At 67.4% G+C, this 25,361-nt stretch carries 24 protein-coding genes; 8 read left to right on the top strand and 16 right to left on the bottom strand.

Annotated features, from left to right (window positions below):
• Positions 1-67 precede the first annotated feature (67 nt).
• The gene (locus ASC46_RS00290; RefSeq protein WP_055457315.1) at positions 68-337 is read right to left on the bottom strand and encodes an usg protein; all 270 of its coding nucleotides are present in this window, start codon (positions 335-337) and stop codon (positions 68-70) included.
• Between the two features lie 291 nt (positions 338-628).
• Here ASC46_RS00290 and groES point away from each other — a divergent pair, with 291 nt between their 5' ends.
• The 3 genes from groES to ASC46_RS00305 all read left to right on the top strand — a co-directional run bounded on the left by groES (position 629) and on the right by ASC46_RS00305 (position 3,321).
• Positions 629-943: a co-chaperone GroES gene (gene groES / locus ASC46_RS00295; RefSeq protein WP_019401251.1), complete on the top strand. Its 315-nt coding sequence runs from the start codon at positions 629-631 to the stop codon at positions 941-943.
• Between the two features lie 63 nt (positions 944-1,006).
• Positions 1,007-2,644: a chaperonin GroEL gene (groL, locus tag ASC46_RS00300; RefSeq protein WP_055457316.1), complete on the top strand. Its 1,638-nt coding sequence runs from the start codon at positions 1,007-1,009 to the stop codon at positions 2,642-2,644.
• A 293-nt stretch (positions 2,645-2,937) separates the two neighbouring features.
• Positions 2,938-3,321: a DoxX family protein gene (locus tag ASC46_RS00305; protein WP_055457317.1), complete on the top strand. Its 384-nt coding sequence runs from the start codon at positions 2,938-2,940 to the stop codon at positions 3,319-3,321.
• 68 nt (positions 3,322-3,389) lie between these two features.
• Here ASC46_RS00305 and ASC46_RS00310 read toward each other — a convergent pair whose 3' ends face one another.
• From ASC46_RS00310 to ASC46_RS00370, 13 genes are all read right to left on the bottom strand, one after another.
• On the bottom strand, positions 3,390-5,606 hold the full coding sequence (locus ASC46_RS00310; RefSeq protein WP_055457318.1) for an esterase-like activity of phytase family protein: 2,217 nt from the start codon (positions 5,604-5,606) through the stop codon (positions 3,390-3,392).
• Positions 5,607-5,684: 78 nt separating this feature from the next.
• A complete protein-coding gene (locus ASC46_RS21645; protein ID WP_055457319.1) occupies positions 5,685-6,281 on the bottom strand; it encodes a nucleotidyltransferase family protein in 597 nt (198 codons plus the stop codon).
• A complete protein-coding gene (locus tag ASC46_RS21650) occupies positions 6,278-7,315 on the bottom strand; it encodes a molybdopterin-binding protein (protein ID WP_055457320.1) in 1,038 nt (345 codons plus the stop codon). The genes ASC46_RS21645 and ASC46_RS21650 overlap by 4 nt, the downstream gene beginning before the upstream one ends.
• Positions 7,312-7,998: an XdhC family protein gene (locus tag ASC46_RS00325; protein WP_055457321.1), complete on the bottom strand. Its 687-nt coding sequence runs from the start codon at positions 7,996-7,998 to the stop codon at positions 7,312-7,314. Before ASC46_RS00325 ends, ASC46_RS21650 begins: the two co-directional genes overlap by 4 nt.
• 20 nt (positions 7,999-8,018) lie before the next feature.
• A complete protein-coding gene (locus ASC46_RS00330) occupies positions 8,019-8,648 on the bottom strand; it encodes a LysE family translocator (RefSeq protein WP_055457322.1) in 630 nt (209 codons plus the stop codon).
• Positions 8,649-8,682: 34 nt separating this feature from the next.
• Positions 8,683-9,006: an XdhC family protein gene (locus tag ASC46_RS00335; protein WP_019400496.1), complete on the bottom strand. Its 324-nt coding sequence runs from the start codon at positions 9,004-9,006 to the stop codon at positions 8,683-8,685.
• A 23-nt stretch (positions 9,007-9,029) separates the two neighbouring features.
• Positions 9,030-10,244, bottom strand: a complete 1,215-nt coding sequence (locus tag ASC46_RS00340) for a vWA domain-containing protein (protein ID WP_096335307.1) — start codon at positions 10,242-10,244, stop codon at positions 9,030-9,032.
• 104 nt (positions 10,245-10,348) lie between these two features.
• Entirely contained in the window at positions 10,349-11,272 is a 924-nt protein-coding gene (locus ASC46_RS00345) for an AAA family ATPase (protein ID WP_055457872.1), read from the bottom strand.
• Positions 11,273-11,536: 264 nt separating this feature from the next.
• Positions 11,537-12,343 carry an FAD binding domain-containing protein gene (locus ASC46_RS00350; protein WP_055457323.1) on the bottom strand — a complete coding sequence of 269 codons (807 nt, stop codon included), beginning with the start codon at positions 12,341-12,343 and terminating at the stop codon, positions 11,537-11,539.
• A 64-nt stretch (positions 12,344-12,407) separates the two neighbouring features.
• Complete coding sequence (locus ASC46_RS00355; protein WP_055457324.1) at positions 12,408-14,780, bottom strand: xanthine dehydrogenase family protein molybdopterin-binding subunit; 2,373 nt, start codon at positions 14,778-14,780, stop codon at positions 12,408-12,410.
• A 114-nt stretch (positions 14,781-14,894) separates the two neighbouring features.
• Entirely contained in the window at positions 14,895-15,389 is a 495-nt protein-coding gene (locus ASC46_RS00360) for a (2Fe-2S)-binding protein (RefSeq protein ID WP_055457325.1), read from the bottom strand.
• A 293-nt stretch (positions 15,390-15,682) separates the two neighbouring features.
• Complete coding sequence (locus ASC46_RS00365; protein WP_157672306.1) at positions 15,683-17,392, bottom strand: hypothetical protein; 1,710 nt, start codon at positions 17,390-17,392, stop codon at positions 15,683-15,685.
• Positions 17,393-18,147: 755 nt separating this feature from the next.
• Entirely contained in the window at positions 18,148-18,606 is a 459-nt protein-coding gene (locus ASC46_RS00370) for an SRPBCC family protein (RefSeq protein WP_055457327.1), read from the bottom strand.
• A 187-nt stretch (positions 18,607-18,793) separates the two neighbouring features.
• Between ASC46_RS00370 and pcaD the strand changes: the two genes are divergently transcribed.
• Positions 18,794-19,573 (top strand): 3-oxoadipate enol-lactonase, encoded by a 780-nt coding sequence (gene pcaD / locus ASC46_RS00375; protein WP_055457328.1) that lies wholly within the window; start codon positions 18,794-18,796, stop codon positions 19,571-19,573.
• Between the two features lie 5 nt (positions 19,574-19,578).
• On the opposite strand, the gene ASC46_RS00380 is transcribed toward pcaD, so the two are convergent.
• Positions 19,579-20,115 carry a flavin reductase gene (locus ASC46_RS00380; protein WP_071923969.1) on the bottom strand — a complete coding sequence of 179 codons (537 nt, stop codon included), beginning with the start codon at positions 20,113-20,115 and terminating at the stop codon, positions 19,579-19,581.
• 85 nt (positions 20,116-20,200) lie between these two features.
• Positions 20,201-20,935, bottom strand: coding sequence for a GntR family transcriptional regulator (locus tag ASC46_RS00385; RefSeq protein ID WP_055457329.1), 735 nt, complete (start codon positions 20,933-20,935; stop codon positions 20,201-20,203).
• A 476-nt stretch (positions 20,936-21,411) separates the two neighbouring features.
• Between ASC46_RS00385 and ASC46_RS00390 the strand changes: the two genes are divergently transcribed.
• From ASC46_RS00390 to ASC46_RS00405, 4 genes are read left to right on the top strand one after another with little or no spacing between them, the layout of a single operon-like run.
• Positions 21,412-22,329: an ABC transporter permease subunit gene (locus ASC46_RS00390; protein ID WP_055457330.1), complete on the top strand. Its 918-nt coding sequence runs from the start codon at positions 21,412-21,414 to the stop codon at positions 22,327-22,329.
• 14 nt (positions 22,330-22,343) lie between these two features.
• Entirely contained in the window at positions 22,344-23,747 is a 1,404-nt protein-coding gene (gene livM, locus ASC46_RS00395) for a high-affinity branched-chain amino acid ABC transporter permease LivM (RefSeq protein WP_055457331.1), read from the top strand.
• Complete coding sequence (locus ASC46_RS00400; RefSeq protein WP_055457332.1) at positions 23,747-24,589, top strand: ABC transporter ATP-binding protein; 843 nt, start codon at positions 23,747-23,749, stop codon at positions 24,587-24,589. Before livM ends, ASC46_RS00400 begins: the two co-directional genes overlap by 1 nt.
• Positions 24,586-25,356: an ABC transporter ATP-binding protein gene (locus ASC46_RS00405; RefSeq protein WP_055457333.1), complete on the top strand. Its 771-nt coding sequence runs from the start codon at positions 24,586-24,588 to the stop codon at positions 25,354-25,356. The genes ASC46_RS00400 and ASC46_RS00405 overlap by 4 nt, the downstream gene beginning before the upstream one ends.
• The last annotated feature ends 5 nt before the right edge of the window (positions 25,357-25,361 follow it).

Raw genomic sequence — 25,361 nt, forward strand, 5'->3', positions numbered from 1 at the left:
CCGGCCAAGGGGGCGCCGGACGGGGGCACGGCCAGCGGGTATGCGGCCCGCGCAGTCGCCTTGCCGCTCAGTGCAGGCTCACCATGCCGTCCACGAGCCTGAGCTCCGCCGGCTTGATAAGCCGGCTGTGAGCAACGGTCACCGAATGAAGCGGCCCCTCCAGCTTCCTCTGCCAGAATTCCAGGAAACGGTGTAGTTCCGGAAAGCGCGGCGCCATGTCGTAGTCCTGCCAGATGTAGGTCTGCAGCAGGCGCGGATGATCCGGCATGCGGTAGAGGATGGTGGCGGTGGTCAGGCCGTAGCCGGCCACCTGCTTCACGAAGTCGCTCGAAACCATGGCTCCTCCTTCGTCGCAATGGGCCTATGGTGAACGATGGCGGTATCCATTTTCAAGCATAATTTATGAATTATATGTTTATTTCCAATGCCTTAGCAGCAGTCACGCCAGATTGCTGACAAACCCCGGCGTCAATGCCCTGGCACTCTCGGCGCGCGACTGCCAAAATTTTGCTTCGAGGGCCTTGCGGGCTTCGCGCCCGTCACCTATCTCGCCGGTGCGCCGGGCGGCTGCCATCCGGGGCCGTCGGGCGACATCGAAAAATGAATCAGCCATTTCAGGAGGTTCGCGATGAAGTTCCGTCCGCTGCACGACCGCGTGGTCGTCCGTCGCCTCGACAGCGAGGAGAAGACCAAGGGCGGCATCATCATCCCCGACACGGCCAAGGAAAAGCCGCAGGAGGGTGAGGTCGTCGCCGTCGGTCCCGGCGCGCGTGACGACAACGGCAAGATCGTCGCCCCGGATGTCAAGGTCGGCGATCGCGTGCTGTTCGGCAAATGGTCGGGCACCGAGGTGAAGATCGACGGCCAGGATCTGCTCATCATGAAGGAGAGCGACATCATGGGCGTGATCGAGAGCACCGCGCAGAGCAGGAAGGCCGCCTGAGGGGGCCCTTCTGGCATGAACCCATCTGATGCCTGAAGTCATGTCTATCAGGGAGTGACGATTATGGCTGCCAAGGACGTAAAATTTTCGGCTGACGCGCGCGAGAAGATGCTGCGCGGCGTGGACGTTCTCGCCAATGCGGTGAAAGTGACGCTGGGCCCGAAGGGCCGCAACGTGGTGATCGAGAAGTCTTTCGGCGCGCCGCGCATCACGAAGGACGGCGTGACGGTCGCCAAGGAAATCGAGCTTGAGGACAAGTTCGAGAACATGGGCGCGCAGATGGTGCGCGAGGTGGCCTCGAAGACGAACGATCTGGCCGGTGACGGCACCACGACGGCCACGGTCCTCGCCCAGGCGATCGTGAAGGAAGGCGCCAAGTCGGTCGCCGCCGGCATGAATCCGATGGACCTCAAGCGCGGCATCGACATGGCCGTCGAGGCCATTGTCGCCGACCTCAAGAAGAACGCTCGCAAGATCTCCAGCAACGACGAGATCGCCCAGGTCGGCACCATTTCGGCCAACGGCGACACCGAGATTGGCCGCTTCCTTGCCGAGGCGATGCAGAAGGTCGGCAACGAGGGCGTCATCACGGTCGAGGAGGCCAAGAGCCTTGCCACCGAGCTCGACGTCGTCGAGGGCATGCAGTTCGACCGCGGCTATCTCTCGCCCTACTTCGTCACCAACGCCGAGAAGATGCGCGCGGAGCTGGAGGATCCCTACATCCTCATTCACGAGAAGAAGCTCTCCTCGCTCAACGAACTGCTCCCGGTCCTCGAGGCCGTCGTCCAGTCCACCAAGCCGCTCCTGATCGTCGCCGAGGACGTCGAGGGCGAGGCGCTCGCCACGCTCGTCGTCAACAAGCTGCGCGGCGGCCTCAAGGTCGCGGCGGTGAAGGCGCCGGGCTTCGGTGATCGCCGCAAGGCCATGCTGCAGGACATCGCCATCCTGACCGGCGGCACGGCCATATCCGAAGATCTCGGCATCAAGCTCGAGAACGTCACCCTCAACATGCTCGGCCGGGCCAAGAAGGTGGTGATCGAGAAGGAGAACACCACCATCGTCGACGGTGCCGGCTCCAAGGCCGACATCGAGGCCCGCGTGCAGCAGATCAAGGCGCAGATCGAGGAGACCACCTCGGACTACGACCGTGAGAAGCTGCAGGAGCGTCTTGCCAAGCTCGCGGGCGGCGTGGCCGTCATCCGCGTCGGCGGCGCCACCGAGGTCGAAGTGAAGGAGAAGAAGGATCGCGTCGACGACGCCATGCACGCCACGAAGGCCGCGGTCGAGGAAGGCGTCCTGCCCGGCGGCGGCGTCGCGCTGCTGCGCTCCGTCAAGGCGCTCGACGGCCTGACCCCGGCGAACGACGACCAGCGCACCGGCATCGAGATCGTACGCCGCGCCATCCAGGCCCCCGCCCGCCAGATCGCCATCAATGCCGGCGAGGACGGCTCGCTCATTGTCGGCAAGGTGCTGGAGAAGGGCGACTACGCCTTCGGCTTCGACGCCCAGGCTGGCGAATACGGCGACATGTTCAAGAAGGGCATCATCGACCCCGCCAAGGTCGTGCGCACGGCCCTGCAGGATGCCGCCTCCGTCGCCGCCCTGCTGATCACGACCGAAGCCATGGTCGCCGAGAAGCCGAAGAAGGAAGCGGCCGCGCCCGCCATGCCGGGCGGTGGCATGGGCGGCATGGACTTCTGAGGAAGTCCATCCGCCCAAGCTGAGGCAAGTGCTTCGGCCGACTGGATCGGCCGAAGTGGCGGCATGGACTTCTGAGGAAGTCCATCCGCCCAGATTGCGAGACGTGCTTCGGGAAGGCGCGGGGCTTCGGCTCCCGCGCCTTTTCCTTGCCCGCACGCCTCCGTCCACTCTTGCATCGTCGCAAGCCGCGGCTTGCACCGGTCATTCTGCTCAGCGCCCGCAAGATGAGCTATTGTCGCTCCCGTCGGCGTCGCGTTTTCCGACAGAATCGGACGAACGGAAAGGAACCGCACATGGGATCGTTGAACGCGCTCGGACTGCTTTTGGCACGCGTGCTGATTGCCGTCCTCTTCATACCGGCGGGGTTCAACAAGATCACCGGTTACGCCGGCACCGCGGGATACATGGAATCGGCCGGCGTGCCGGGCATTCTTCTCCCACTCGTCATCCTCGTCGAACTGGGCGGCGGCCTTCTGCTGCTCGTCGGCTGGCACACGCGCCTCGTCGCGCTCGCGCTGGCCGGGTTCACGGCGCTCTCCGCCCTTCTCTTCCACCAGTTCTGGGTCGATCCCGAGCAGATGATCAACTTCTGGAAGAACGTCGCGATCACCGGCGGTCTGCTTGCCATCGCCTCGGCCGGCGCCGGCCGCATCTCGGTCGACGGCCGCGCCGCCTGACCGCAAATACGCGCATGCAAAAAGGCGCGGGACATATCCCGCGCCTTTCCTGTTTCCGGCACGCCTGATCAGTTGACCGTGAAGCGGCCGAGATTGAGGAACACCGTCTCGCCCGAGGCGTCGTCCACCCCGTCGTTGTCGGTGATGATGAAGGCATCACCCGCCGCATCGACCGCGAAGCTTTCGACCTTGTCCAGCACGTAGCCCTTGGGCGAAGCGAGGTCCGGCATCAGATCGCGCAACACGCGCTTCTCGACCACGGGCGCGTCCTTCTCGCCGACCTCCACCGGCGTCAGCCCCTTGACGGAGAAGGCCTGCAGCGTCTTGACGGCCTTGTCGCCGAACTGGTTGTCGCGCTCGATGACGGCGAAGGTGTCGTTGCCGACATAGGTGAGCTCCGACAGGCCCATCCAGCCCTTCGGCGCGGCGTCGAGCGGGTAGCGCAGGACGCCCCACGCCTTCGTCGCCGGCTTGTAGGTGAGGATCTTCACGAAGCCCTTGGGATCGTCCTTCCACTCGCGCTGCACGGCGACATAGACCGTCTCGTCGGCGCCTTCGCCGACGACCGCGACGCCCTCGAAGCCGAACCGCGTCGCTGCCGCGGCGAGCGTCTCGGGCAGCGCCACCTCCTCGACGACCGCACCCTCGGCATCGACGCGCACCAGGCTGCTGTGCGTGGGAACGTCCTTCTTCTCCGGGTTGCCTTCGGACGCGAGCCAGAAGCCGCCGGCCGGACGCCAGGCGATCCCCTCGATGTCTAGCCCCTTGGCCGGCGCCCCGTCGCGCGTCACCGTGATGGCGCGCGTTATCACCGCCGGCTTCTTCGCAGCATCGATCTCGAGGATGCGCGCCTCGGCATAGGCGCTGTCTGTCACGGCGAAGAGTCTGCCCGGCTGCGCGCCGTCCGCCGCGAGGCCCGACAGCGCGCCCCAGGCGATGGGCAGGCCTTTCGCGTCGTCGGCGGAGGCGATCATCGGATAGACCGGCGCCCCCTCGCTACGCTCGTAGATCATGACCGTCGCCCGCGGACCGCCGTCCTCGACGAGGTCGGTCTCGTTCGCCGTGACGAAGAGGTTGCGCTGCGGGATGGCGAGCAGCCCTTCGGGGCCGATGCCCGACGGCAGCACCTGCAGGAACTGCGGCGCCTGCCCCGGCCCGGCGTCGCGATAGACCGCGACGAAGGACGACCGCTCCGTGCCGACGAAGATCAGCGTCTCGTCGCCGTAGCGCGCGACCTCGATGCCCTCGGGCTCGATGCCCTTCTTGTCGGCGCGCTTCTCGGGGAAGTGGCCGATGCGCATGGCGAGATGCTCGAGCGCGTTGCCGCTGTCGTATTCCACCGTGCCGTCCTTGCGGAAGATGGTGAAGCCGCGCGAGCCGCCTTCGTAATCGCCCTCGTTGGCGGTGACGAAGCGCTCGTCGTCGAGCCACTTCACCGCGTCGGGCTCGCGCTTCACGTTCTCGAGGCGGCCGGTGGCGGATATGATCTTGTCGCGCCTGGTGTCGATCGCCTCCAGAGTCACGGTGCCGGCCGGCAAATGCCCGACGACCTTCGCCGTGGCGAGATCGACGACGGCGATGTGGTTGTTCTCCTGCAGGGTGACGACCACCTCATTGCGGCCGTTGACGGCGACGAACTCGGGCTCCGGATCCTCCGGCGCCACCCCGGCAAGGCCGGTGAGGTCGACCGTCTTCTTGCCCGCGCAGTCGACCGCTCCACCCTTCACCGGCAGGATGGTGAGGTTGCCTGCCGGCAGCTGGGGCAGCTTGCTCTTGTTCAACTCTTCGTCGCGCTCGTTCTCGATGGCGATGGCGAGGAAGGCCTTGTCCGGGCTCGCCGCGATCGAATCCGGCTGGCCGCCAAGGGCGCAGGTCGCCTCGATGTTTTTCGCAGCGAGGTCGACGACGGCGAGGACACCGTCCGGCTCCTTGTAGGACTTCGACGTGTTGACGGCGACGAAGGCCTTGCCGCCGATGACCGTCACCGAGGTGGGCTCGCCGCCCACGGGCAGGAAGCCGGCCGCCTTGGGCTGGCGCGGATCGGTGATGTCGACGAAGCCGACGGCGTTCTGCGGCGAGTCGGTATAGACGAGCAGGTTGCCGTCCTCGGAAGCGGCGATGATCTCGGCCACCGTCTTCTTCTTCTGCGCATCCCGATCCGCCGGCAGGTTGGCGACGACCGGGAAGGTGGCGATGCGGTTGAAGCTCTGCTCGGCCAGGGCAGCCGCGCTCGTGCCGGCCATCAGGGCGGCGGCGAGAGCCGTGAGAAACATCTGTCGGCGCATGTTGTCCTCGATTGAAGCGCTCGGGTGTAAGGCACCGCAATGCACTTCTTTTCGATGACACTCGCGTGACAGGTCCGGCTATCTGCCCTCGTTGGCCGCCAATCCGGCCAGCGCCTCGGGCGTGTCGATGTCGATGGCGACGGCGGGATCATCCATCGCCACATTCATGACATCGCTGCGGCCGGCGAACAGCCGGCGCGCGCCCTCATCGCCCACGAGCTGCATCACGTCGGCGAAGAGCCGGCGCGCGAGCAGCACCGGATTGCCCGGCTGCCCCTGCCAGCTCGGCGCCACGGCGGCCACCCGCGGCGCCTCCGCGAAGAGCGCAATCAGCGTGTCGATGGCGGCAGCGCCGACGCGCGGCATATCGCCGAGGAGCACGACGGCCGCCCCCGCCTCATCCGGCACCGCCGCGAGGCCGCAGCGCAGCGAAGCGGCGATGCCGCTCGCATGGTCCGCGTTGCGCACGACCGTGACGCCCTTCGGCAGCACGGCCTCGACCTCGTCGGCCTCGTGCCCCGTCACGACGATGACCGGACGGGCGCGCGAGGCGAGCGCGGCGGCAACGGCATGCGCCACCATGGGCTCGCCATCGACCGGGCACAGCAGCTTGTTCGCCGCGCCCATGCGGGTGGAGCGGCCGGCCGCGAGCACGATGGCCGCGACCGCGCTCATGCGCCGTTGTCCTCGGGCTGCGGCTCGCCGCCCTCGCGCGGCTGCGGCCGCGAGACGATCTCCATCAGCAGGCCGCCGACGCCGAGCCGCATGATATCGGCGGAGGTGACGGAGAGACCGGCGAGCAGCCGGTGCAGCACCCAGTCGAAGCCGTTCTCCTTCGGTGAACGGGCGCAGCCCGGCGCGCCGAGGACGGGTTTGCCGGCGAGCCGGCCGACGAGCAGCAGATTGCCGGGATCGACCGGCATCCCGAGATGATCGACTATCCCGCCAGCGCCCGTGATCGCCGCCGGCACTACGTCCCGCCGGTCGGCGACGGCCGAGGCACCGAAGACGATGACCATGTCGATGTCCGGCCGCTCCGCGACGGCAGCCACCGCCTCGCACAGCGCCGCCTCGTCATGCGCCACGCGCTCGTCCGATGCGACGACCGCCCCGGCGGGCGCCAGCCGCCCGGCGAGGACGCGCAGCGTCTTGTCAATGACACTCTCCTTGAGCCCTGGCAGGCGCGTTGAGATGACTCCCACGGAAGTCAGCCGGTAGGGCAGTACCTTCAGGATCGGCGCGCTGTGGCGCGCGGCAGCCTCGGCCCGCTCCAGGAGGTTGCCGGAAATCGCATAGGGAATGATCTTGACCGTCGCCAGCATCTCGCCCGCCACCACGGGCTTGAAGGCGGGCAGCGTCGCCAGCGTCACCTCCTCGCTGACCGCATTGACGGCATCGACGCCCTCGGCCTCGACGACGAAGACGCCCGGCCATTCGGCGAAGAGGTTGGATCGGCCGGTGAAGGGATGCTCGACGCGCACCCCCTCGCCCGCGACCACGCAGGCGAGCCTGTGCGCCGCCTCATCCTCGTTGACGTCCCCGGGCTCCATCATCGCGACAGTCAGCGAAGAAACGCCGGCGGCCTTCAGGCGCTGCGCATCCTCCCGTGTCAGGCGATGCCCCTTGCGGATCACTACCGCGCCGGCGCGCACGCTGTGAGCGGCGATGCCGCCGATGGCGTCGACGACCCGGAGCGAGCCGAACCTCATGCCCCGTCCCCCTGCCTCAGGCTCGCCACCACCTCGGCGAGGATGGCAAGCGCGATCTCCGCCGGGCTGACGGCGCCGATGGACAGGCCGATGGGGGCGTGGATGCGCCCGATGTCCACGGGCGTGAACCCGGCCTCCGTCAGCCGCTCGACGCGTCTGGCATGCGTCTTCCGGGAGCCGAGCGCGCCGATGTAGAAGCAGTCGCTGCGCAGGGCGGCCGACAGCCCCGGATCGTCGATCTTCGGATCGTGCGTCAGGGCGACGAAGGCCGTGTAGCGGTCGAGCCCGATCCGGGGCAGGGCTTCGTCAGGCCATTCCGGCACGAGACGGACATTGGGGAAGCGTTCCGGCGTCGCGAAGGCGGTGCGTGGATCGATGATCACCGCGTCGAGCCCGAGCTGGCGCGCCATCGGCACCATCGCCTGGCTGATGTGCACGGCGCCGGTGATGACGAGGCGGATGGGCGGCGCCTGCACCGTCAGGAACAGACGGCGCCCTCCGCTCTCCACCATGCCGCTCTTGCCCGAGCGCAGCTGCGCGAGGAGGAGCGGCGCCAGCGGATCCTCGCCGAGCGCCGCCTCGACCACCAGCCGCTGCTCGCCGCTGTCGAGGTCGCTCACCAGCACGCAGGCGCGCCGCGCGGCGCGTTCCGCGTTCATCGCCGCCAGTAGGTCGAGCTTCATGCCGTCCGCCCTTCAGCCCCTCAACTCTTGTCCGTCGCCAGCTTGACGCCGAGCCCGACCAGCAGCGAACCGCCCGCGATCCGCGTCAGCCTTTCGCCCCAGCCGCCCCGCCCGAGGCGCCGCATCACCGCCGAGGCCGTCAGCACGACCGCGATATCCGCCGAGGAGAAGGCGAAATTGACGATCGTGCCGAGGATGAGCAGCTGCTGCCAGACCGGCAGCCCCGCCCCGGCATCGACGAACTGCGGCAGGAAGGCGAGGAAGAACAGCGCCGCCTTGGGGTTGAGCACCTCCACCATGACGCTTTCGGCAAAGGCCCGGCGGGCCGATTTCGGAGCCGCCGCCTCCGACGCCCCGGCGTCTGCCTTCTGCAGGATCATCCTGAGGCCGAGCCAGACGAGATAGGCGGCGCCGAGCACCTTGATGACCGTGAAGGCGACGGGCACGAGCGCGAGCAGCGCCGACAGGCCGAAGGCCGTCGCCAGCACATGCGCATAGCAGCCAAGATGGATGCCGAGCGCCGCCATGAAGCCGGCGCGCCGGCCGCGCGCGAAGGTCTGCGCCGCGGCATAGAGCATCGCCGGCCCCGGCATATAGGCGAAGACCGCGGTCGCTGCGGCAAAGGCGATGAGTGTTTCGATCGGCGGCATGTTCCCTTCCCCTGCTGCCCGGCTGCGCCGCCGCTCAATCGAGCGGCTCGAGATAGACCCTGATACGCCCGCCGCAGGACAGCCCGACCTTCCAGGCTGTCTCGTCGGCGACGCCGAACTCCAGCATGCGCGGGCTGCCCTCGTCGATGACCTCGAGCGCTTCCGTCACCACCGCGCCCTCGACGCACCCCCCCGAGACGGAGCCGAGGAAATTGCCCTCCCCGTCGATGACGAGATGGCTGCCGACCGGCCGTGGCGCCGAGCCCCAGGTCTCGACCACCGTGGCGATGGCGACCTCGCGGCCCTCGTGCTTCCACTTCTCCGCCTGTTTCAGGATGTCTTCCTCGTTCGCGAACATCGGTTCGTCCCTTTCCGGCGGCCTCAGGCCGCCGCCAGCCAGCGCCGCGGATCCTCCGCCCGGCGCGCCGGCCCGGCGAGCGCCGCGCACAGCTCTTCCATCGCGGCAAGATTATGCAGCGTCCTGAAATCGTCCACATGCGGCAGCATGGCCCTGATGCCGCGCGCCCGCGCCTCGAACCCGTCGAAGCGCAGGAGCGGGTTGAGCCACACAAGCCGGCGGCAGGAGCGGTGCAGCCGGTCCATCTCGAAGGAGAGGTCGTCGCCCACATCGCGCTCCAGCCCATCGGTGAACAGGAGAACGACCGCTCCCTGCGCCAGCACGCGCCGCGACCAGTGCCGGTTGAAGGCTGCGAGCGAGGTGGCGATGCGCGTGCCGCCCTCCCAGTCGCGCACCAGCGCACCGGCCCGCGCCAGCGCCTCGTCCGGGTCGCGCGCCTTGAGCTCGCGCGTGATGTTGGTGAGCCGCGTGCCGAAGACGAAGCTCGTCACCCGCCGACGACTCTCGGTGAGCGCATGCAGGAAATGCAGGAAGATGCGGCTGTACTCCGCCATCGAGCCCGAGATGTCGACCAGCGCCACCACCGGCGGGTGCTTCTCGGCCCGCTCGCGCCTGGCGAGCTCGATGAGGCCACCGCCGGCCCGCAAGGTGCGGCGCAGGCTCCGGCGCGCGTCGATGCGGCTGCCGTGCGGGTCGGCGGCGTAGCGGCGCGTCTTCACCCTGTCGGCCGGCAGGCGCAGCCGGGCGATGAGCTGACGGGCGCGGGCGATCTCGGACGCGCTCATCTGGGCGAAGTCCTTGGTCCGCAGCACCTCGCGATCGGAAACGGTGAGACGGGCGGAGAACTCGACCTCCTCGCGCACCTCTTCGGGCGGGCGGAGCGGCGGGGCCATGGCATCGGCGATACGCGCCGCGCCCGGCGGCCGCTTGTCCTCGGTCGGACTGCCCGGCGCGATGGGACTCATCATGGCGATGAGCTTCTCGACGAGCGCCCGCCGGCGCCAGAAGAGGCGGAAGGCCTGGTCGAAAAGCGCGCTGTGCTCGTGCTTCTTCACGAAGACGGCATGCAGGATCCAGTAAAAGTCCTCGCGCCCGCCGATGCCCGCCGCGGCGACGGCCTGCACGGCATCGACGACGCTGCCCGGCCCGACCGGCAGGCCGGCAGCGCGCAGCGCCCGGGCGAAATAGGCAACGTTCTCGGTGAGCTTGCCGTCCATGCCGGCATCGATCCCCTGCATCCCGGTACCATATAGGCTCTCATGCTGCGATGCACGAGCCGCCGCCGGCTGCCCGCCCTTCGTCTCGAGGGAAGGTGATCGCCGCTTTTCTGCCGAAGCGCCGGCTACTCCGCCGCCCTCAGGTCGGCGTGCACGGCATCGAGCATCTCCTTGACCTTCGAGCCCTGCAGCTTCTGGATGTCGTCCTGATATTTCAGGAGCACGCCGAGGGTGTCGGAGACGATGGCCGGGTCGAGCGCCACGGCGTCGAGCTCCACGAGCGCCGTGGCCCAGTCCAGTGTCTCGGCGACGCCCGGCACCTTGAACACCTCCTCGCGCCGCAGCGCCTGCACGAAGGCCACCACCTCCTTCGACAGGCGCGCCGGCGCCTGCGGCACCTTGGCCTTGAGGATGGCGAGTTCGCGCACCGCCGTCGGATAGTCCACCCAGTGGTAGAGGCAGCGCCGCTTCAGGGCGTCATGGATCTCGCGCGTGCGGTTGGAGGTGATGATGACGATGGGTGGGCGTTCCGCACGGATGGTACCGAGTTCGGGTACCGTGACCTGGGAATCCGCCAGCACCTCGAGCAGGAAAGCCTCGAAGGCTTCGTCCGCACGATCGAGTTCGTCGATGAGAAGCACCGGCGGGCCGGCGGTGTCGCCCTCGAGCGCCTGCAGCAGCGGCCGGCGCAAGAGGTAGCGCTCGGAGAAGATGTCGTGCTCGAGCTGCTCGCGGTCGACGGTGCCCGCCGCCTCGGCGAGGCGGATCGCCATCATCTGCGCCGCATAGTTCCATTCGTAGACAGCGGAGGCGACGTCGAGCCCCTCGTAGCACTGCAGCCGCACCAGGCGGCGGCCGAGCGAGGTCGCCAGCACTTTGGCGATCTCGGTCTTGCCCACCCCTGCCTCGCCCTCGAGGAAGAGCGGCCGCTCCATCGTCAGCGCCAGGAACAGCACCGTCGCCAGCGGCCTGTCGCTGACATAGCCGGCCGATTTGAGGAGTTTGACCGTCTCGTCGATGGAGGTGGGGAGATGAAGGGGCTGGGTCATGCGGTCCTTCGTCAATGGGTGATCGGAGCGCAGGTTACGCACAGCCGCGATGGGAGGAAAGCCGGGAGGCGCCCGTCATCGCCCACGCGGCTTGCCGCCGGACATGGCGCACACCTTCCCCGCCCGTCATGGCCGGATCTGTCCCGGCCATCCACGTCCTGCACATCGAGCGGCATGTCAACGCGTGGATGCCCGGCACGAGGCCGGGCATGACAAGAGGAGGGCGCGTCCCTCCAGATGAGCGCGACGGGTCTGCCCGCCCGGTCACCCCCGGTTCGCCGCCTTCGCCACCGCGCGGCGGGCCATGACGCCGATGAGGTGGGCGCGGTATTCCGCATCCGCATGGATGTCGCTGTTGAGCCCGTCGGCCGGCACCGTCACGCCTTCGAGGGATTTCGGCGAGAAGCGCTTTTTCAGCGCCTCCTCCATGGCCGGCACGCGGAAGACGCCGTCGCCGCCCGCGCCCGTCACCGCGACGCGGATGTCGCCGCCGCGCTTGGCGACGAAGACACCGACGAGCGCATAGCGCGAGGCGGGGTTGGGGAATTTCTCGTAGGCCGCCTTGCCGACGAGGGGGAAGGCGATCTTCGTCACGATCTCCCCTTCCTCCAGCGCCGTCTCGAACAGGCCCGTGAAGAACTCCTCGGCCGGGAGCTTGCGCTTGTTGGTGACGATGGTCGCCCCGAGCGCGAGGCACGCCGCCGGATAGTCCGCCGCCGGGTCGTTGTTGGCAATGGAGCCGCCGATGGTGCCGCGGTTGCGCACATGCGGGTCGCCGATGCCCTCGGCGAGTTCGCAGAGCGCCGGCAGCGCCTCGCGCACCACGGGCGACGTAGCGACGGCCGCGTGCCGCGTCATGGCGCCGATGACGAGCGAGCGACCCCTGAGCTCGATGCCCGACAGTTCCGCGACCGCATTGAGGTCGATGATGGCCGAAGGCGCGGCGAGCCGCTGCTTCATGGTCGGGAGGAGCGTGTGGCCGCCGGCGAGCAGCTTGGCATCTCCGTTCTTCGCCAGCATGTTAGCCGCCTGCCTCAGGCTCGTCGGCCGGTGGTAGTCGAAGGCGTACATGGATTTCTCCCCGTTCCGATATCCCCGCCGCGGGGCGCGGCGGGGCCTGTCCCGATCCTGAGCCCTATTCTGCCGCCATGCGCATCGGCGCCTTGCGGCAGGCGCGCCAGACGGCCTGCGGCGTCGCCGGCATGGCGATGTCCTCATGGCCGAGCGCATCCGTGATGGCATTGACGACAGCGGCCGGCGCGGCGATGGCCCCCGCCTCGCCGCAGCCCTTGATGCCAAGGGGGTTGGAGGGGCACGGCGTCGACGTCATGCCCACGTTGAATGACGGCAGGTCGTCGGCGCGCGGCATGCAGTAGTCCATGAAGCTCGCCGTCACCAGCTGCCCGTCCTTGTCGTAGCGCGCGCCCTCGAGCAGCGCCTGGCCGACACCCTGTGCGATACCGCCGTGCACCTGGCCCTCGACGATCATCGGATTGATGACGACACCGAAATCGTCCACAGCGGTCCAGCGCTCGATGCGGGTGACACCGGTCTGCGGGTCGACCTCGACCTCGCAGATGTGCACCCCCGCCGGGAAGGTGAAGTTGGTCGGGTCGTAGAACGCTCCTTCCTTGAGCCCTGGCTCCAGCTCCTGGCCCGAGAACTTATGGGCGATATAGGCCTGCAGCGCCACTTCGCCAAAGCCGAGCGCCTTGTCCGTGCCGGCGACGGCGAACCGGCCGTCCTTGAACTCGATGTCCCCTTCCGCCGCCTCGAGGACGTGGGCGGCGACCTTCTTGCCCTTGGCGATGACCTTGTCGAGCGCCTTGGCGATGGCCGACATGCCGACGGCACCCGAGCGCGAGCCATAGGTGCCCATGCCGAACTGCACCTTGTCAGTATCGCCATGCACCACGGTCACCTGGTCGATGGGAATGCCGAGCCGGTCCGACACGAGTTGCGCAAAGGTCGTCTCGTGACCCTGACCGTGGCTGTGCGAGCCGGTCAGCACCTCGACCGAGCCGGTCGGATTGACGCGCACCTCCGCCGATTCCCACAGGCCGACGCCCGCGCCAAGCGAGCCCACGGCCTGCGAGGGGGCGATGCCGCAGGCCTCGATGTAGGACGAGAACCCGATGCCGCGCAGCTTGCCGCGCCGCGCGCTTTCGCGCTTGCGCTTGCCGAAGTTCCTGTAATCGGCGAGTTCCAGCGCCTTCTGCAGCGAGGCGTGATAGTCGCCGACGTCGTAGTTCATGATGACCGGCGTCTGATGCGGGAACTTCCTGATGTAGTTGCGCTTGCGGAACTGTGCCGGGTCGATGCCGAGTTGCCGCGCCGCCACCTCCATGAGGCGCTCGACGACGAAGGTTGCCTCCGGCCGCCCGGCTCCGCGATAGGCATCGACCGGCGCGGTATTGGTGTAGACGCCATCGACCTCGCAATAGATCGCCGGAATGTCGTACTGCCCGGACAGGAGCGGCGCATAGAGATAGGTCGGCACCGAGGAAGCGAAGGTGGAGAGATAGGCGCCGAGATTGGCGGTGGTCTTCACCCGAAGGCCGAGGATTTTGCCCTTGTCGTCCGTCGCGAGTTCGGCATGGGAAACGTGGTCACGCCCGTGGGCGTCGGCGAGGAAGGCCTCGGTACGTTCGGCCGTCCATTTCACCGGCCGCCCGACCTTCTTCGCCGCCCAGACGCATACGGTCTCCTCGGCATAGATGAAGATCTTGGAGCCGAAGCCGCCGCCGACGTCCGGCGCGATGACGCGCAGCTTGTGTTCGGGCGCAATGCCGACGAAGGCCGACAGCACAAGCCGCGCCACATGCGGGTTCTGGCTCGTGGTGTAGAGCGTATAGGCGTCCGTCCCCGGATCGTAGTCGCCGATCGCCGCCCGCGGCTCGAGCGCATTGGGGATGAGCCGGTTGTTGACGAGATCGATCGTCGTGACGTGCTTGGCCCGCTTGAAGGCGGCGTCGGTGGCCGCCTTGTCGCCGAGATGCCAGGCAAAGACGGTATTGTCGGGCGCGATCGCGTGCACCGGCTCGGCGCCCTTCGTCGCCTTCTGTGCCAGGGCGGGATCGACGACGGCGGGGAGCACCTCGTAATCGACCTCGACGGCCTCGGCCGCGTCCTTGGCCTCGGCGAGGCTCTCGGCGATCACGACAGCCACATGGTCGCCGACATAACGCACCTTGCCCTGCGCCAGCGCCGGGTGCGGCCCCGCCTTCATCGGCGTGCCATCCTTGGAATGGATCATCCAGCCGCAGATCAGCCCACCAACGTTGTCCTTCGCCAGATCCTCGCCCGTCAGCACGGCGACGACGCCCGGCATGGCCACGGCCTTGGCGGTATCGATCGAGCGGATCTTCGCATGGGCATGGGGCGAGCGCAGGAAATAGGCGTAAGCCTGGCCCGGGCGCGACAGGTCGTCGGTGTATTGGCCGCGGCCAGTGATGAAGCGCTGGTCTTCCTTGCGGCGCACGGCAGCGCCGATATGCGTCACGGACATCGTTTCCTCCCAGAAACTGCAGCGCGCGGCACAGGCTCTCGGACGGCCGGCTCGACACGCGATCCGTTGTTCCGGCGGCGGACGGAGCCTTGCTCCGCCGGACCGAGCGGCACGCTATTCGGCGGCCTGCGCGAGCGATGAGGCCCGCATGGCCTCGGCCCCGGCGGCAACGGCCTTGACGATGTTGTGATAGCCGGTGCAGCGGCAGATGTTGCCCTCAAGCTCTTCGCGGATGGTGTGCTCGGCAAGGTCGTGCCCGCACCGGTTCACGATGTCGATGGCAGCCATGATCATGCCCGGCGTGCAGAAACCGCACTGCAGGCCGTGGTTGTCACGGAAGGCCTCCTGCATGGGATGCAGCTTGCCGCCGGCGGCAAGGCCCTCGATCGTCGTGACCGACGCGCCCTCGCAGCTGACCGCGAGCGTCGTGCAGCTCTTGACGGCGACACCGTCGAGATGCACGACGCAGGCGCCGCATTGGCTGGTGTCGCAGCCCACATGGGTGCCGGTGAGCTTCAGGTTTTCACGCAGGAACTGTACGAGCAGCGTGCGCGGCTCGACATCCGCGCTGACGGTCTTGCCGTTCACCGTCATCGTCACGGTGGTCATTCGGAACCCTCCCCTTAGGCGCGCACGTGCGTGCGGCTCGTTGCGATGGTCGCTTACGGCGACATCGGACACGGGATACCAGGATCGAGACCCCTACCCTGGAACTGGTCGAAATCCAGTCTGAACCGGCCGGAATCGGGGGTCAAGGGTTGAATGAGAACCGGCTGGCAGTCGTTTTTTGCGCTTTGCGCCGTAAAATATCGAACGTGGCGATACCTCCGTCGGAGAAAGCGGCGGACGCGGTGACCCCGCGTCGCGCCCTTCGATCCCCCGCTTACGGTAGCGTCAAGGCATCAGCCCCTGCCCTGCCGCGTGACGTGGTAGCGCGTCACCTTCGCCTTCCTGTAGATGCCGCTCTTCCTGTCGATGAACTTGTAGATCTCGACGGTCTTCTTGGCGACGCCGTACCAGCGCGGGCTGGACAGGATGACCGAACCCTCGAGCGCATCGGTGGGCCCGACGGCCTTGAGCGGATGGAAGGCCGACCGAGCGGCCTGCGGCGTCTTGAAATCCCTGTACTTGATCAGCGTGCGCCTGGCTGCGTCATGGAGCGTCTTCGCCCAGGCCTCCTCCGTGTTGATGAGGGCGCCCGAGAAGCCGAACTCGCTGAACTGCCCGGCGGTTACGTCGACCGCATAGTCGACGCCGTGCTTTTTTGCGAGGACAAGGAAGTGATTCTTGGGGGCGTCGATATTGGCGTTGCTCCACAGATACATGCCGCGGACGCGCGTTTCGTAGCCCGCCCCCTTCAGCGCGGCGATGACGGGTTCGAGCGCCGCTTCGCAGCCCTCCTTCGGGCAGGACAGAAACTTCTGAATCTGCCGGTCGCCCCTCACCAGAGCCCCGATCTCCTTCAGGTCATTCGTGACGGACGGCGAGCGCAGATCCTGCGCGCCGGGGCTGAATGTCCTCACGACTTCGCTGGCAGCGTGTTTCAACCGGCCCGAACGGCCCGATCCGGCGCCCATCGGCAGGCCCGCATGCGTCGCCTTGACGCCGCGGCCGCTGGGCTTTGCGCGGCCGGCAAGAGCATCCCCGACGGCGTCGGCGGCCCCCTTCAGCGCCGACTTGCCCTTGCCGAAGGCCTTTCGCACGCCCTTGGTGAGGGTTTGCGCTCCCCCCTTGATGACGCGCCCTCCGGCGAGGACCAGAGTCTCGAGTCCGGCGGCCTTCAGCGCCTCTTTGATCTCGCCGTCGCTCAGCTCCCGGCCCGCTTCGTAGTAGGGCAGGATGGCGCTGCGTGCCAGATGAATGGCGGCTTCGAGATCGGTCTCGCCGAACGCCTCGTCCTTCAGGGGCAGGATGGCATGTGAGACGATGTCGAGGGCGCTTTCCTGCACGGCACTGTTGGCATCGAGCCCCTCCTTGTGAGGGCGTGCGGAATACGAAGCGGCCGGCAGCATCGTGTTCTGCACATCCGCCTCGAAGAACAGATCGGCATGTTGAGCGAGCCAGGCGTTACGGCCGGCCTCATCCGCGGGAACCGGGGTGACGAGGCCGCACAGCTTGTTCGACAATGCAAAGTAACGCGCCTCGCCGCCTTGGGTGATCTTCAGGAGATAGCCCTGCTGCCCCTGGGGATAGAGCATCTCGAAATGCCCGCCCTTGCTGGCCATCACCCGGCCGTGCACGGTGAGGATGGACGCGTCGTCGCCTGCCGCGATGCCCATCTGCGACAGTTTGTCGGACACCGCCTCGGAAAAGGAAGCCGCGACCTCGCCGATGTATTCGGAAAACCGCTGATCGAAGAGCTTGTTCAGATCAGGAAGTTTCTTGACCTCGTCGGGCACGTCCCGATGGAAGAACGGAAACACCGATATCTGGTCGTCGAGGTAGACATCGATCCGGCTCATCTTGGCGGGGATGCTCGCGCCGCCGACGCCGAGCGGCATATGGTCGGTGACGCTCACCTCCTCGTGCGGGTCGTGCCCCTCCCGCCGGATCACCTCCTCGCCGACGCCGCGTCGGCTGGGCGGAGCCTGTATCGCGTCGTGGATCTGCATGCTGTGGTCGTCCTTGCATTTCATCGAGGCCGTCGCGGCCGTGCGCGCCGGCCCGGCAGCCCTCGGATGGCGGGACGCCGGACTCGGCCGCAGACCGGGAACGACGGGATGCGGCGGCTCGCCGCCGGCAGGGGCAGGACCGGATGGAGGCCCGCCCGCAGGTCGCGCCGGCGCCGGCGAAAGGGCGGTGGCGTTCCCGGCCGCCTGGGTCGCCCCGCTGCCGCGACCATCCCGCTGCGATTGCGGGTTCGGCCGGGGACCGCCATGGGGCATCTGCTCGCCCCGCGTGCGGAGAACCGCTTCCGCATTGGCCCCGTAGTCGACGGCCAGCAGGATCGCAGCGACAAGAGCGATCCCCGGCGCGCGGGGCGACGGGGGCAGCGGCGGCCTGCCGTGCCGCTGGGGTCGGCCGTGTTCAGCCACCCATTGTGCGCTCGTCCCGACGGCGCGCCGTTGCTGGTTGAAATCCTCTGCCCGTGTCTTGCCGGCAACGGGCGGGTGAAACGCCGAGACTCGGCCCATTCTGAAAACCCTCGGATGAATGACTAAAAAATAATCCGCCCTTGTCCGGCATCCGGTTTCGCGGTGCCAGCGGGCAGTCGGTCAATTCACAGTTCGAAGGGTTTGCCGGTTCCGATTCCCGGACAGGACGCCCCCGGGGCCAGATCGGGTTGCGGTGCCGCAGGAAATCGTGAGATGTCGCTGGATGCGGCGGGCGGAGCTCGCCTCCCGCCGCGCGTCGCTCGCACGGCCTGTCAGGCCGCCTCCTCCGCTCCCACCACCTTGGCGAAATTGGCGAAGAACTCGTCGGCGTATTTCTTGGCGACGCCGTTGATCAGCCGGCCGCCGAGCTGGGCGAGCTTGCCGCCGATCTGCGCCTCGACGTCATAGGTCAGCTTCGTGCCCTCCGGCACGTCGGCGAGCTGCACCTTGGCCCCGCCCTTGGCGAAGCCGGCGACGCCCCCCTCGCCTTCGCCGGTGATGGTATAGCCGTTCGGCGCGTCGATGTCCGAGAGCACGACCTTGCCCTTGAAGGTCGCCTTCACCGGCCCGACCTTCACCTTCGCCACTGCGCGGAAGCCGTTATCCTCCGTCCGCTCCAGTTCCTCGCAGCCTGGAATGCAGGCCTTGAGCACCTCCGGGTCGTTGAGCTTTTCCCAGACCGTGGCCCGGTCCGCCGGCAGGATGTTCTCGCCCGTCATCGTCATGGCCATGGGTTGCCTCCCTCGTCGTCTTTGCCGCCTGGTGCGAGCGGGCCGGTTCGATCCGCTCCAATCTACGCAAGAACGCAGGCGCGACCAGCCCCTCGGACGCATGACGGGCTGCAGTTGCCCCCTCGGCCCCCTTGCGCCGACGGCATAACCTGCGCGAGATGCTCGCGGTCAGGGAGGAGCGCGATACATGACGATCATCGACATCGCTGGCGAGCCGTTCAACGTGCGCATGGACGGGCCGAAGGACGCCCCGGTTCTCATGCTGTCCAACTCGCTGTCATCCAACATGTCGATGTGGGACGCGCAGGTGCGCGCCTGGCAATCGCACTTCTGCATCCTGCGCTATGATTCGCGCGGGCACGGCGCCTCGGTCGCGCCGGACAGGCCCTATTCCATAGCCGAACTCGGCCGCGATGCCGTGGCGATCCTCGACCATTTCGGCATCGCGAAGGCCCATTGGTGCGGCGTCTCCAAGGGCGGCATGGTCGGCATGTGGCTCATGACGCATGCGCCGGAACGGCTCGAGCGGGTGGTCCTGGCCAACACCTCCGCGCACATGGGACCGCCCGAGCTCTGGAACGGCCGCATCCGCACCGCCCGGCGCGCCGGCATGGCGGCGCTTGCCGACGCGACGGTCGAGCGCTGGTTCACGACAGGCTTTCGTGAGCGGGCGCCGCAGACGATCGCCGCCATGCGCGAGATGATCGTGACGACACCCGCCCACGGCTATGCCGGATGCTGTGCCGCCATCCGCGACATGGACCAGCGCTGGGAGATCCGGGCGGCGAAGAACCCCGTGCTGGTCGTCGTCGGCGCGCATGATCCGGCCACGCCGCTCGCCGCCGGCCGCCAGATCCACGAGGCCATCGCCGGCTCCTCGCTAGTGATCCTCGAGGCTGCGCACATTTCCAACGTCGAGGCGGAGGCCGCGTTCAACCAGGTGGCCGGCGACTTCCTGCGCGGCTGAGGCCTTTACAGGGCGTGGTAGCGGCGCCCCTTGTAGACGAGGCTGTCCCCCTCGGCGCCGACGGCGAGCGCCTGAACCTCGCCGATGAGGATGCGGTGCGTCGCGGCATCGACCGCCTTGACGAGGCGGCAGTCCACGGCCGCCCGCGCGGTGACGAGCGTCGGAGCACCCGTGTCCAGCGTCGTCCAGCCGCCCGACCGGAATCGCGCGGTGCCGAACAGGCCGGTGCGGCCGGCGAAGACATCGGCGAGCGCCCCCTCGCCACCGGCCAGCGTATTGACGCAGAAGACCCCGTTGGCCTCGAGGACCGGCAGGACCTGGCTGGCCCGGTTGAGGCACACGAGCACCGTCGGTGGCGCATCGGAGACCGCCGCGACGGAAGTCGCCGTGAAGCCCATGCGTCCCGCGGCACCGGCAGTCGTGACAACATGCACGGCACCGGGCACGCGGCTCATGGCCTCGCGAAACGCCTGCTCGGTAGGCGTTGCGGCATGGTCGTCATGCGCATCGCCGAATGCGTCGTCGATGAAAACCCGGTGCATCAAGGCCTCCTGCGGCCTTTTCATATGGCGCGGCACGAACGGCGAAGCAACCGGCGGCCGGATCGAGGAGCAGGGGCATGTCGCGCTAGAGGCGGCTGACGGCGTCCTTGATGCTCTCGCGCAGATGGGCGACGAGCGCGTCCGCAGCCGCTTCGGCCGCCTGCACGTCGCCCGTGCCGACGGCGCGAAGCAGGTCCTCGTGCCGACGCGCCGCGGGCACGAGGTCGCTCGCGCGGCGAAAGAACAACCAAGCCCGGCGGGCCATCGCCTGCAGCGGCATGAGGGCCCGGGCGGCATAGGGATTTCCCGACAGCTCTGCGAGCGTCCTGTCGATCGCCTTGTCGGCCTCGACAAAGCCGACGACGTCGCCCGTCCCGGCCGCCCGTGCCATTGCCGAGGCCAGTTGCTCCGTCACGGCTAACGGTCCGCCGGCGGCATGGACCTGCTTGCTCTGCATGCCCGCCAGCCGCTCCGTCACCGCCTGCGCCCCGCACGCGATGCGGCGGGCGGCGCCCGCGGCGACCAGCCGCTCGATTCCGACGCAGACATCGAGCGCCACGAGCACCTCGAGCGGGTTGATCTCGGACACGGCAATGCCCTTGCGGGGAAAGACACGCACGAGCCCGTCGTAATGGAGGCGCTGCAGCGCCTCGCGTACGGGGGTGCGGCCGAAGCCGACCCGCTGTGACAGGTCATTCTCGGTCAGGCGGGAACCGGGCGGCAGATCGAGCCGCACAACCATGTCCTCGATGGCACGGTAGGCCCGCTCGGCCAGCGACTGGGCCTCTGCACCGCAGGATACGTCTACATCGTTGTCCACAGAACTCATCGTCCCAAACCTACGTTGGCTCGCCCTCCCTTTGCAGGAAGAAATGCAGATAAAGCCATCGCCACAATAGATTTGTAGAATACAGTGTATTTATAAAATGATGATCAATAAATATTTTTTACTATATGAATAATATATGAATATGATCAATTGGGGCGAGCCAGCATGGAAATGCGCAGACACCAACCGGCGGGCTTATGCGGGCGGCGACGAAGGGGTCCGCCGACAACCACGGGCCGGAGCAGCGTAGCGCAGCCGGCGCAGCGCAATTTTTTGTCGCATGTCGGGGCGCGGACGGAGCATCCGTTGCTTTTTTGCCCGCCGGGGCAGTCTTGGCAATTGTCTTGACCGATCACCGTTGCTAAGCACAGTGTTGTTCCGGTGGTCTCTTTCCGCCCCGTGTTTTCGCCGACACGAGGCGGGCGACAAGAAAAACGAGGGCCCACCCATCAGGGGAACGGTCGATTATGGAAGTTTTCGTACAGCAGCTCATCAACGGGCTGACGCTGGGGTCTATCTATGGCCTCATTGCCATCGGCTACACGATGGTTTTCGGCATCATCGGCATGATTAATTTCGCCCACGGCGACGTCTTCATGCTCAGCGCGTTCATCGCGCTCATGCTCTTTCTCTTCGTCACGGCCTGGCTCGGCATCGGCTCCATCGCCATTGCTCTGATCATCGTCATGATCGGCGCCATGCTGCTGACATCCCTCTGGGGCTGGACACTGGAGCGCATGGCCTATCGCCCGCTGCGCGGCTCCTTCCGCCTCGCGCCGCTCATCTCCGCCATCGGCGTGTCGATCTTCCTGTCCAATTTCGTCCAGGTTTCGCAGGGCGCGCGCAACAAGCCGATCCCGCCCATGGTGCGCGACGTGATCGTGCTCTTCGAGCGTGACGGTTATGCCGTGGCCCTGTCCTACAAGCAGATCATCATCATGGTCACGACGGCTGTTCTGCTCGCCATCTTCTGGTACGTGGTGCAGAAGACGTCGCTCGGGCGCGCCCAGCGTGCCTGCGAGCAGGATCGGCGCATGGCCGCCCTCGTGGGCATCAATGTGGACCGGACGATCTCGCTCACCTTCGTGATGGGCGCCGCGCTCGCTGCCGTCGCCGGCACCATGTACCTCCTCTACTATGGCGTCGTGAGCTTCGCCGACGGCTTCGTGCCGGGGGTGAAGGCCTTCACCGCCGCCGTTCTCGGCGGCATCGGCTCGCTGCCGGGCGCCGTGCTCGGCGGGCTCATCATCGGCCTGGTGGAGACCTTGTGGTCGGCCTATTTCTCCATCGAATACAAGGATGTCGCGGCTTTCTCGCTGCTTGCCATCGTCCTCGTCTTCATGCCGTCCGGCATTCTCGGGCGGCCTGAAGTCGAGAAGGTCTGAGAAAGGCGCGGACAATGGCCCTCAACACACCGCATGCCCCCGCCATCACGGCCGCCGAAGTAACCGCCCCCGCAACGGGCGCGCAGATCGCTGCCGCCTTGCGCGAAGCGGGCATCGCCGCGCTGCTGACGCTCGGGCTCTCCATCCCGATCCTCGCTTTCAAGACCGAGCAGGATCAGGCGAACGCCCTCTACCTGCAGCCGCGCTGGGGCATGGTCGCGGCGGCCTGCGCGCTCATCTTCGCCCTGCGATTCGCGCTCTGCCTGCGCGCCGCGCGCCGCGCCGCCGCCCCTGCCCGGCCCAAGGCGCCAGCGAGCCCCGCCCTTCAGAAGCTGTTCGGCATCGCCGTGCCGCTCTTCCTCGGCGTCGCCGTCACCTATCCGATGCTCGCCACCCTCGCCTCCGGCGGGCTCGGCGGCGCACGCTACTGGATCGATCTCGGCATCCTCATCCTCACCTATGTGATGCTCGGCTGGGGTCTCAACATCGTCGTCGGCCTCGCGGGACTGCTGGACCTCGGCTATGTCGCCTTCTATGCGGTTGGCGCCTATTCCTATGCGCTCCTGTCGACGACGTTCGGCTGGTCGTTCTGGCTGTGCCTGCCACTGGCCGGCATCCTCGCCGCCTTCTGGGGCATCATCCTCGGCTTTCCGGTATTGCGCCTGCGCGGCGACTATCTCGCCATCGTCACCCTCGCCTTCGGAGAGATCATCCGCCTCGTGCTCATCAACTGGGTGGACCTGACCAACGGCGGGGCGGGCATTTCCTCGATCCCGCGCGTCACCTTCTTCGGCGTGCCGTTCGACTCGAGCGAAGACGGCTTTGCCTCTCTCTTTGGCATTCCCTTCAGCCCCATGCACCGGATGGTGTTTCTCTACTATCTCATCCTGGTGCTGGCGCTGATCACGAACCTCGTCACCATCCGCCTGCGCCGCCTGCCGGTGGGCCGGGCCTGGGAGGCACTGCGCGAGGACGAGATCGCCTGCCGCTCGCTCGGCATCAACACCCGCAACACCAAGCTCACCGCTTTCGCCATCGGCGCCATGTTCGGCGGCTTCGCGGGGTCGTTCTTCGCCGTGCGCCAGGGATTCGTGTCGCCCGAGAGCTTCAACTTCCTCGAATCGGCGATCATCTTGTCGATCGTCGTCCTGGGCGGCATGGGCTCGCAGGTGGGCGTCGCCATCGCGGCCGTACTCATGGTCGGCGCGCCCGAGCTGCTGCGCAATCTCGATTTCCTCAAGCAGGTCTTCGGCGCGGGCTTCGATCCCAATGAATACCGCCTGCTGATCTTCGGGCTCGCCATGGTGGCGATGATGGTCTGGCGCCCGCGCGGGCTCGTCGGCCACCGCGAGCCGTCGATCGTACTCACCGAGCGCAAGGCCATCGCGGGCTCGCTCGTCAAGGAAGGGCACGGCTGATGCGCTGGCAAGACGATCCCGTACTCGAGGTCGAGCATCTGAAGATGCGCTTCGGCGGCCTCGTCGCCGTCAACGACCTCTCCTTCAGTGTCGGCCGCGGCGACATTACCGCCCTCATCGGCCCCAACGGCGCCGGCAAGACGACGGTGTTCAACTGCATCACCGGCTTCTACCGGCCGAGCGAGGGCATGCTCTCGCTGCGCCACGACGACGGCACCACGCTCCTGCTGGAGCGGCTGCCGGGCCATTCCATCTCCTGGAAGGCGAAGGTCGCCCGCACTTTCCAGAACATCCGCCTGTTCACGGGCATGACGGTGCTGGAGAACCTCCTCGTCGCCCGACACAACCCGTTGATGCTCGCCTCCGGTTTCACCGTCTTCGGCCTCCTCGGCCTGCCCGGCTTCCGCGATGCGGAGCGGCAGGCGGTCGAGCAGGCGAAATTCTGGCTGGAGAAGATCAACCTCATCGACCGGGCGGACGATCCCGCCGGCGACCTGCCCTACGGCGCCCAGCGCCGCCTGGAGATCGCCCGCGCCATGTGCACGGACCCGATCCTCCTGTGCCTCGACGAGCCGGCCGCCGGCCTCAACCCGCGTGAGAGCCACGAGCTCAACGAGTTGCTTCTGTCGATCCGGCAGGACCACGGCACCTCGATCCTGCTCATCGAGCACGACATGTCGGTGGTGATGGGCATCTCCGACCATGTCGTGGTGCTCGACTACGGCACCAAGATCGCCGACGGGACGCCCGAGGAGGTCCGTAACGACCAGAGTGTCATCGCCGCCTATCTCGGCGTCGAAGACGAAGAAGTGGAGCATGTGGAGGCGGAGGTCGGCCTATGAGCGACGCAGCGACGATGCCCGCGCCGGCTCAGGCCACGGCCGGGCGCACACCCCTTCTTTCGGTGCGCGGGGTCAAGACCTACTACGGCAACATCATCGCCCTCAAGGGCGTGGACCTCGACGTGCACGAGGGCGAGATCGTGACGATGATCGGCGCCAACGGTGCCGGCAAATCCACGCTGATGATGACGATCTTCGGCAACCCACGCTGCCGCCAGGGCACGATCACGTATGGCGGGCGCGATATCACGCAGATGCCGACGCACGAGATCGCCCGTCTGGGCATCGCGCAATCGCCCGAAGGCCGGCGCATCTTCCCGCGCATGACGGTGTTCGAGAACCTGCAAATGGGCGCGTCCATCAAGGACTTCACCCATTTCGACGAGGATCTGGAGCGGGTCTGCACCATGTTCCCGCGTCTGAAGGAACGACTCAACCAACGTGGCGGCACCCTCTCCGGCGGCGAGCAGCAGATGCTCGCCATCGCCCGCGCGTTGATGAGCCGACCGCGGCTGCTGCTGCTCGACGAGCCTTCGCTCGGCCTTGCCCCGCTCGTCGTCAAGCAGATCTTCAATGTCATCCGCGAGCTCAACGAGCGCGACGGCATGACCGTCTTCCTCGTCGAGCAGAACGCCTATCACGCGCTCAAGCTCGCCCACCGCGGCTACGTGATGGTGACGGGGTCCATCACCCTGCAGGGCACCGGCAAGGAATTGCTCGAGAACCCGCAGGTCCGCGCCGCCTATCTCGAAGGCGGGGCCCACTGAGGAAC

This window comes from Chelatococcus sambhunathii (assembly GCF_001418005.1).
GTDB lineage: Bacteria > Pseudomonadota > Alphaproteobacteria > Rhizobiales > Beijerinckiaceae > Chelatococcus_A > Chelatococcus_A sambhunathii.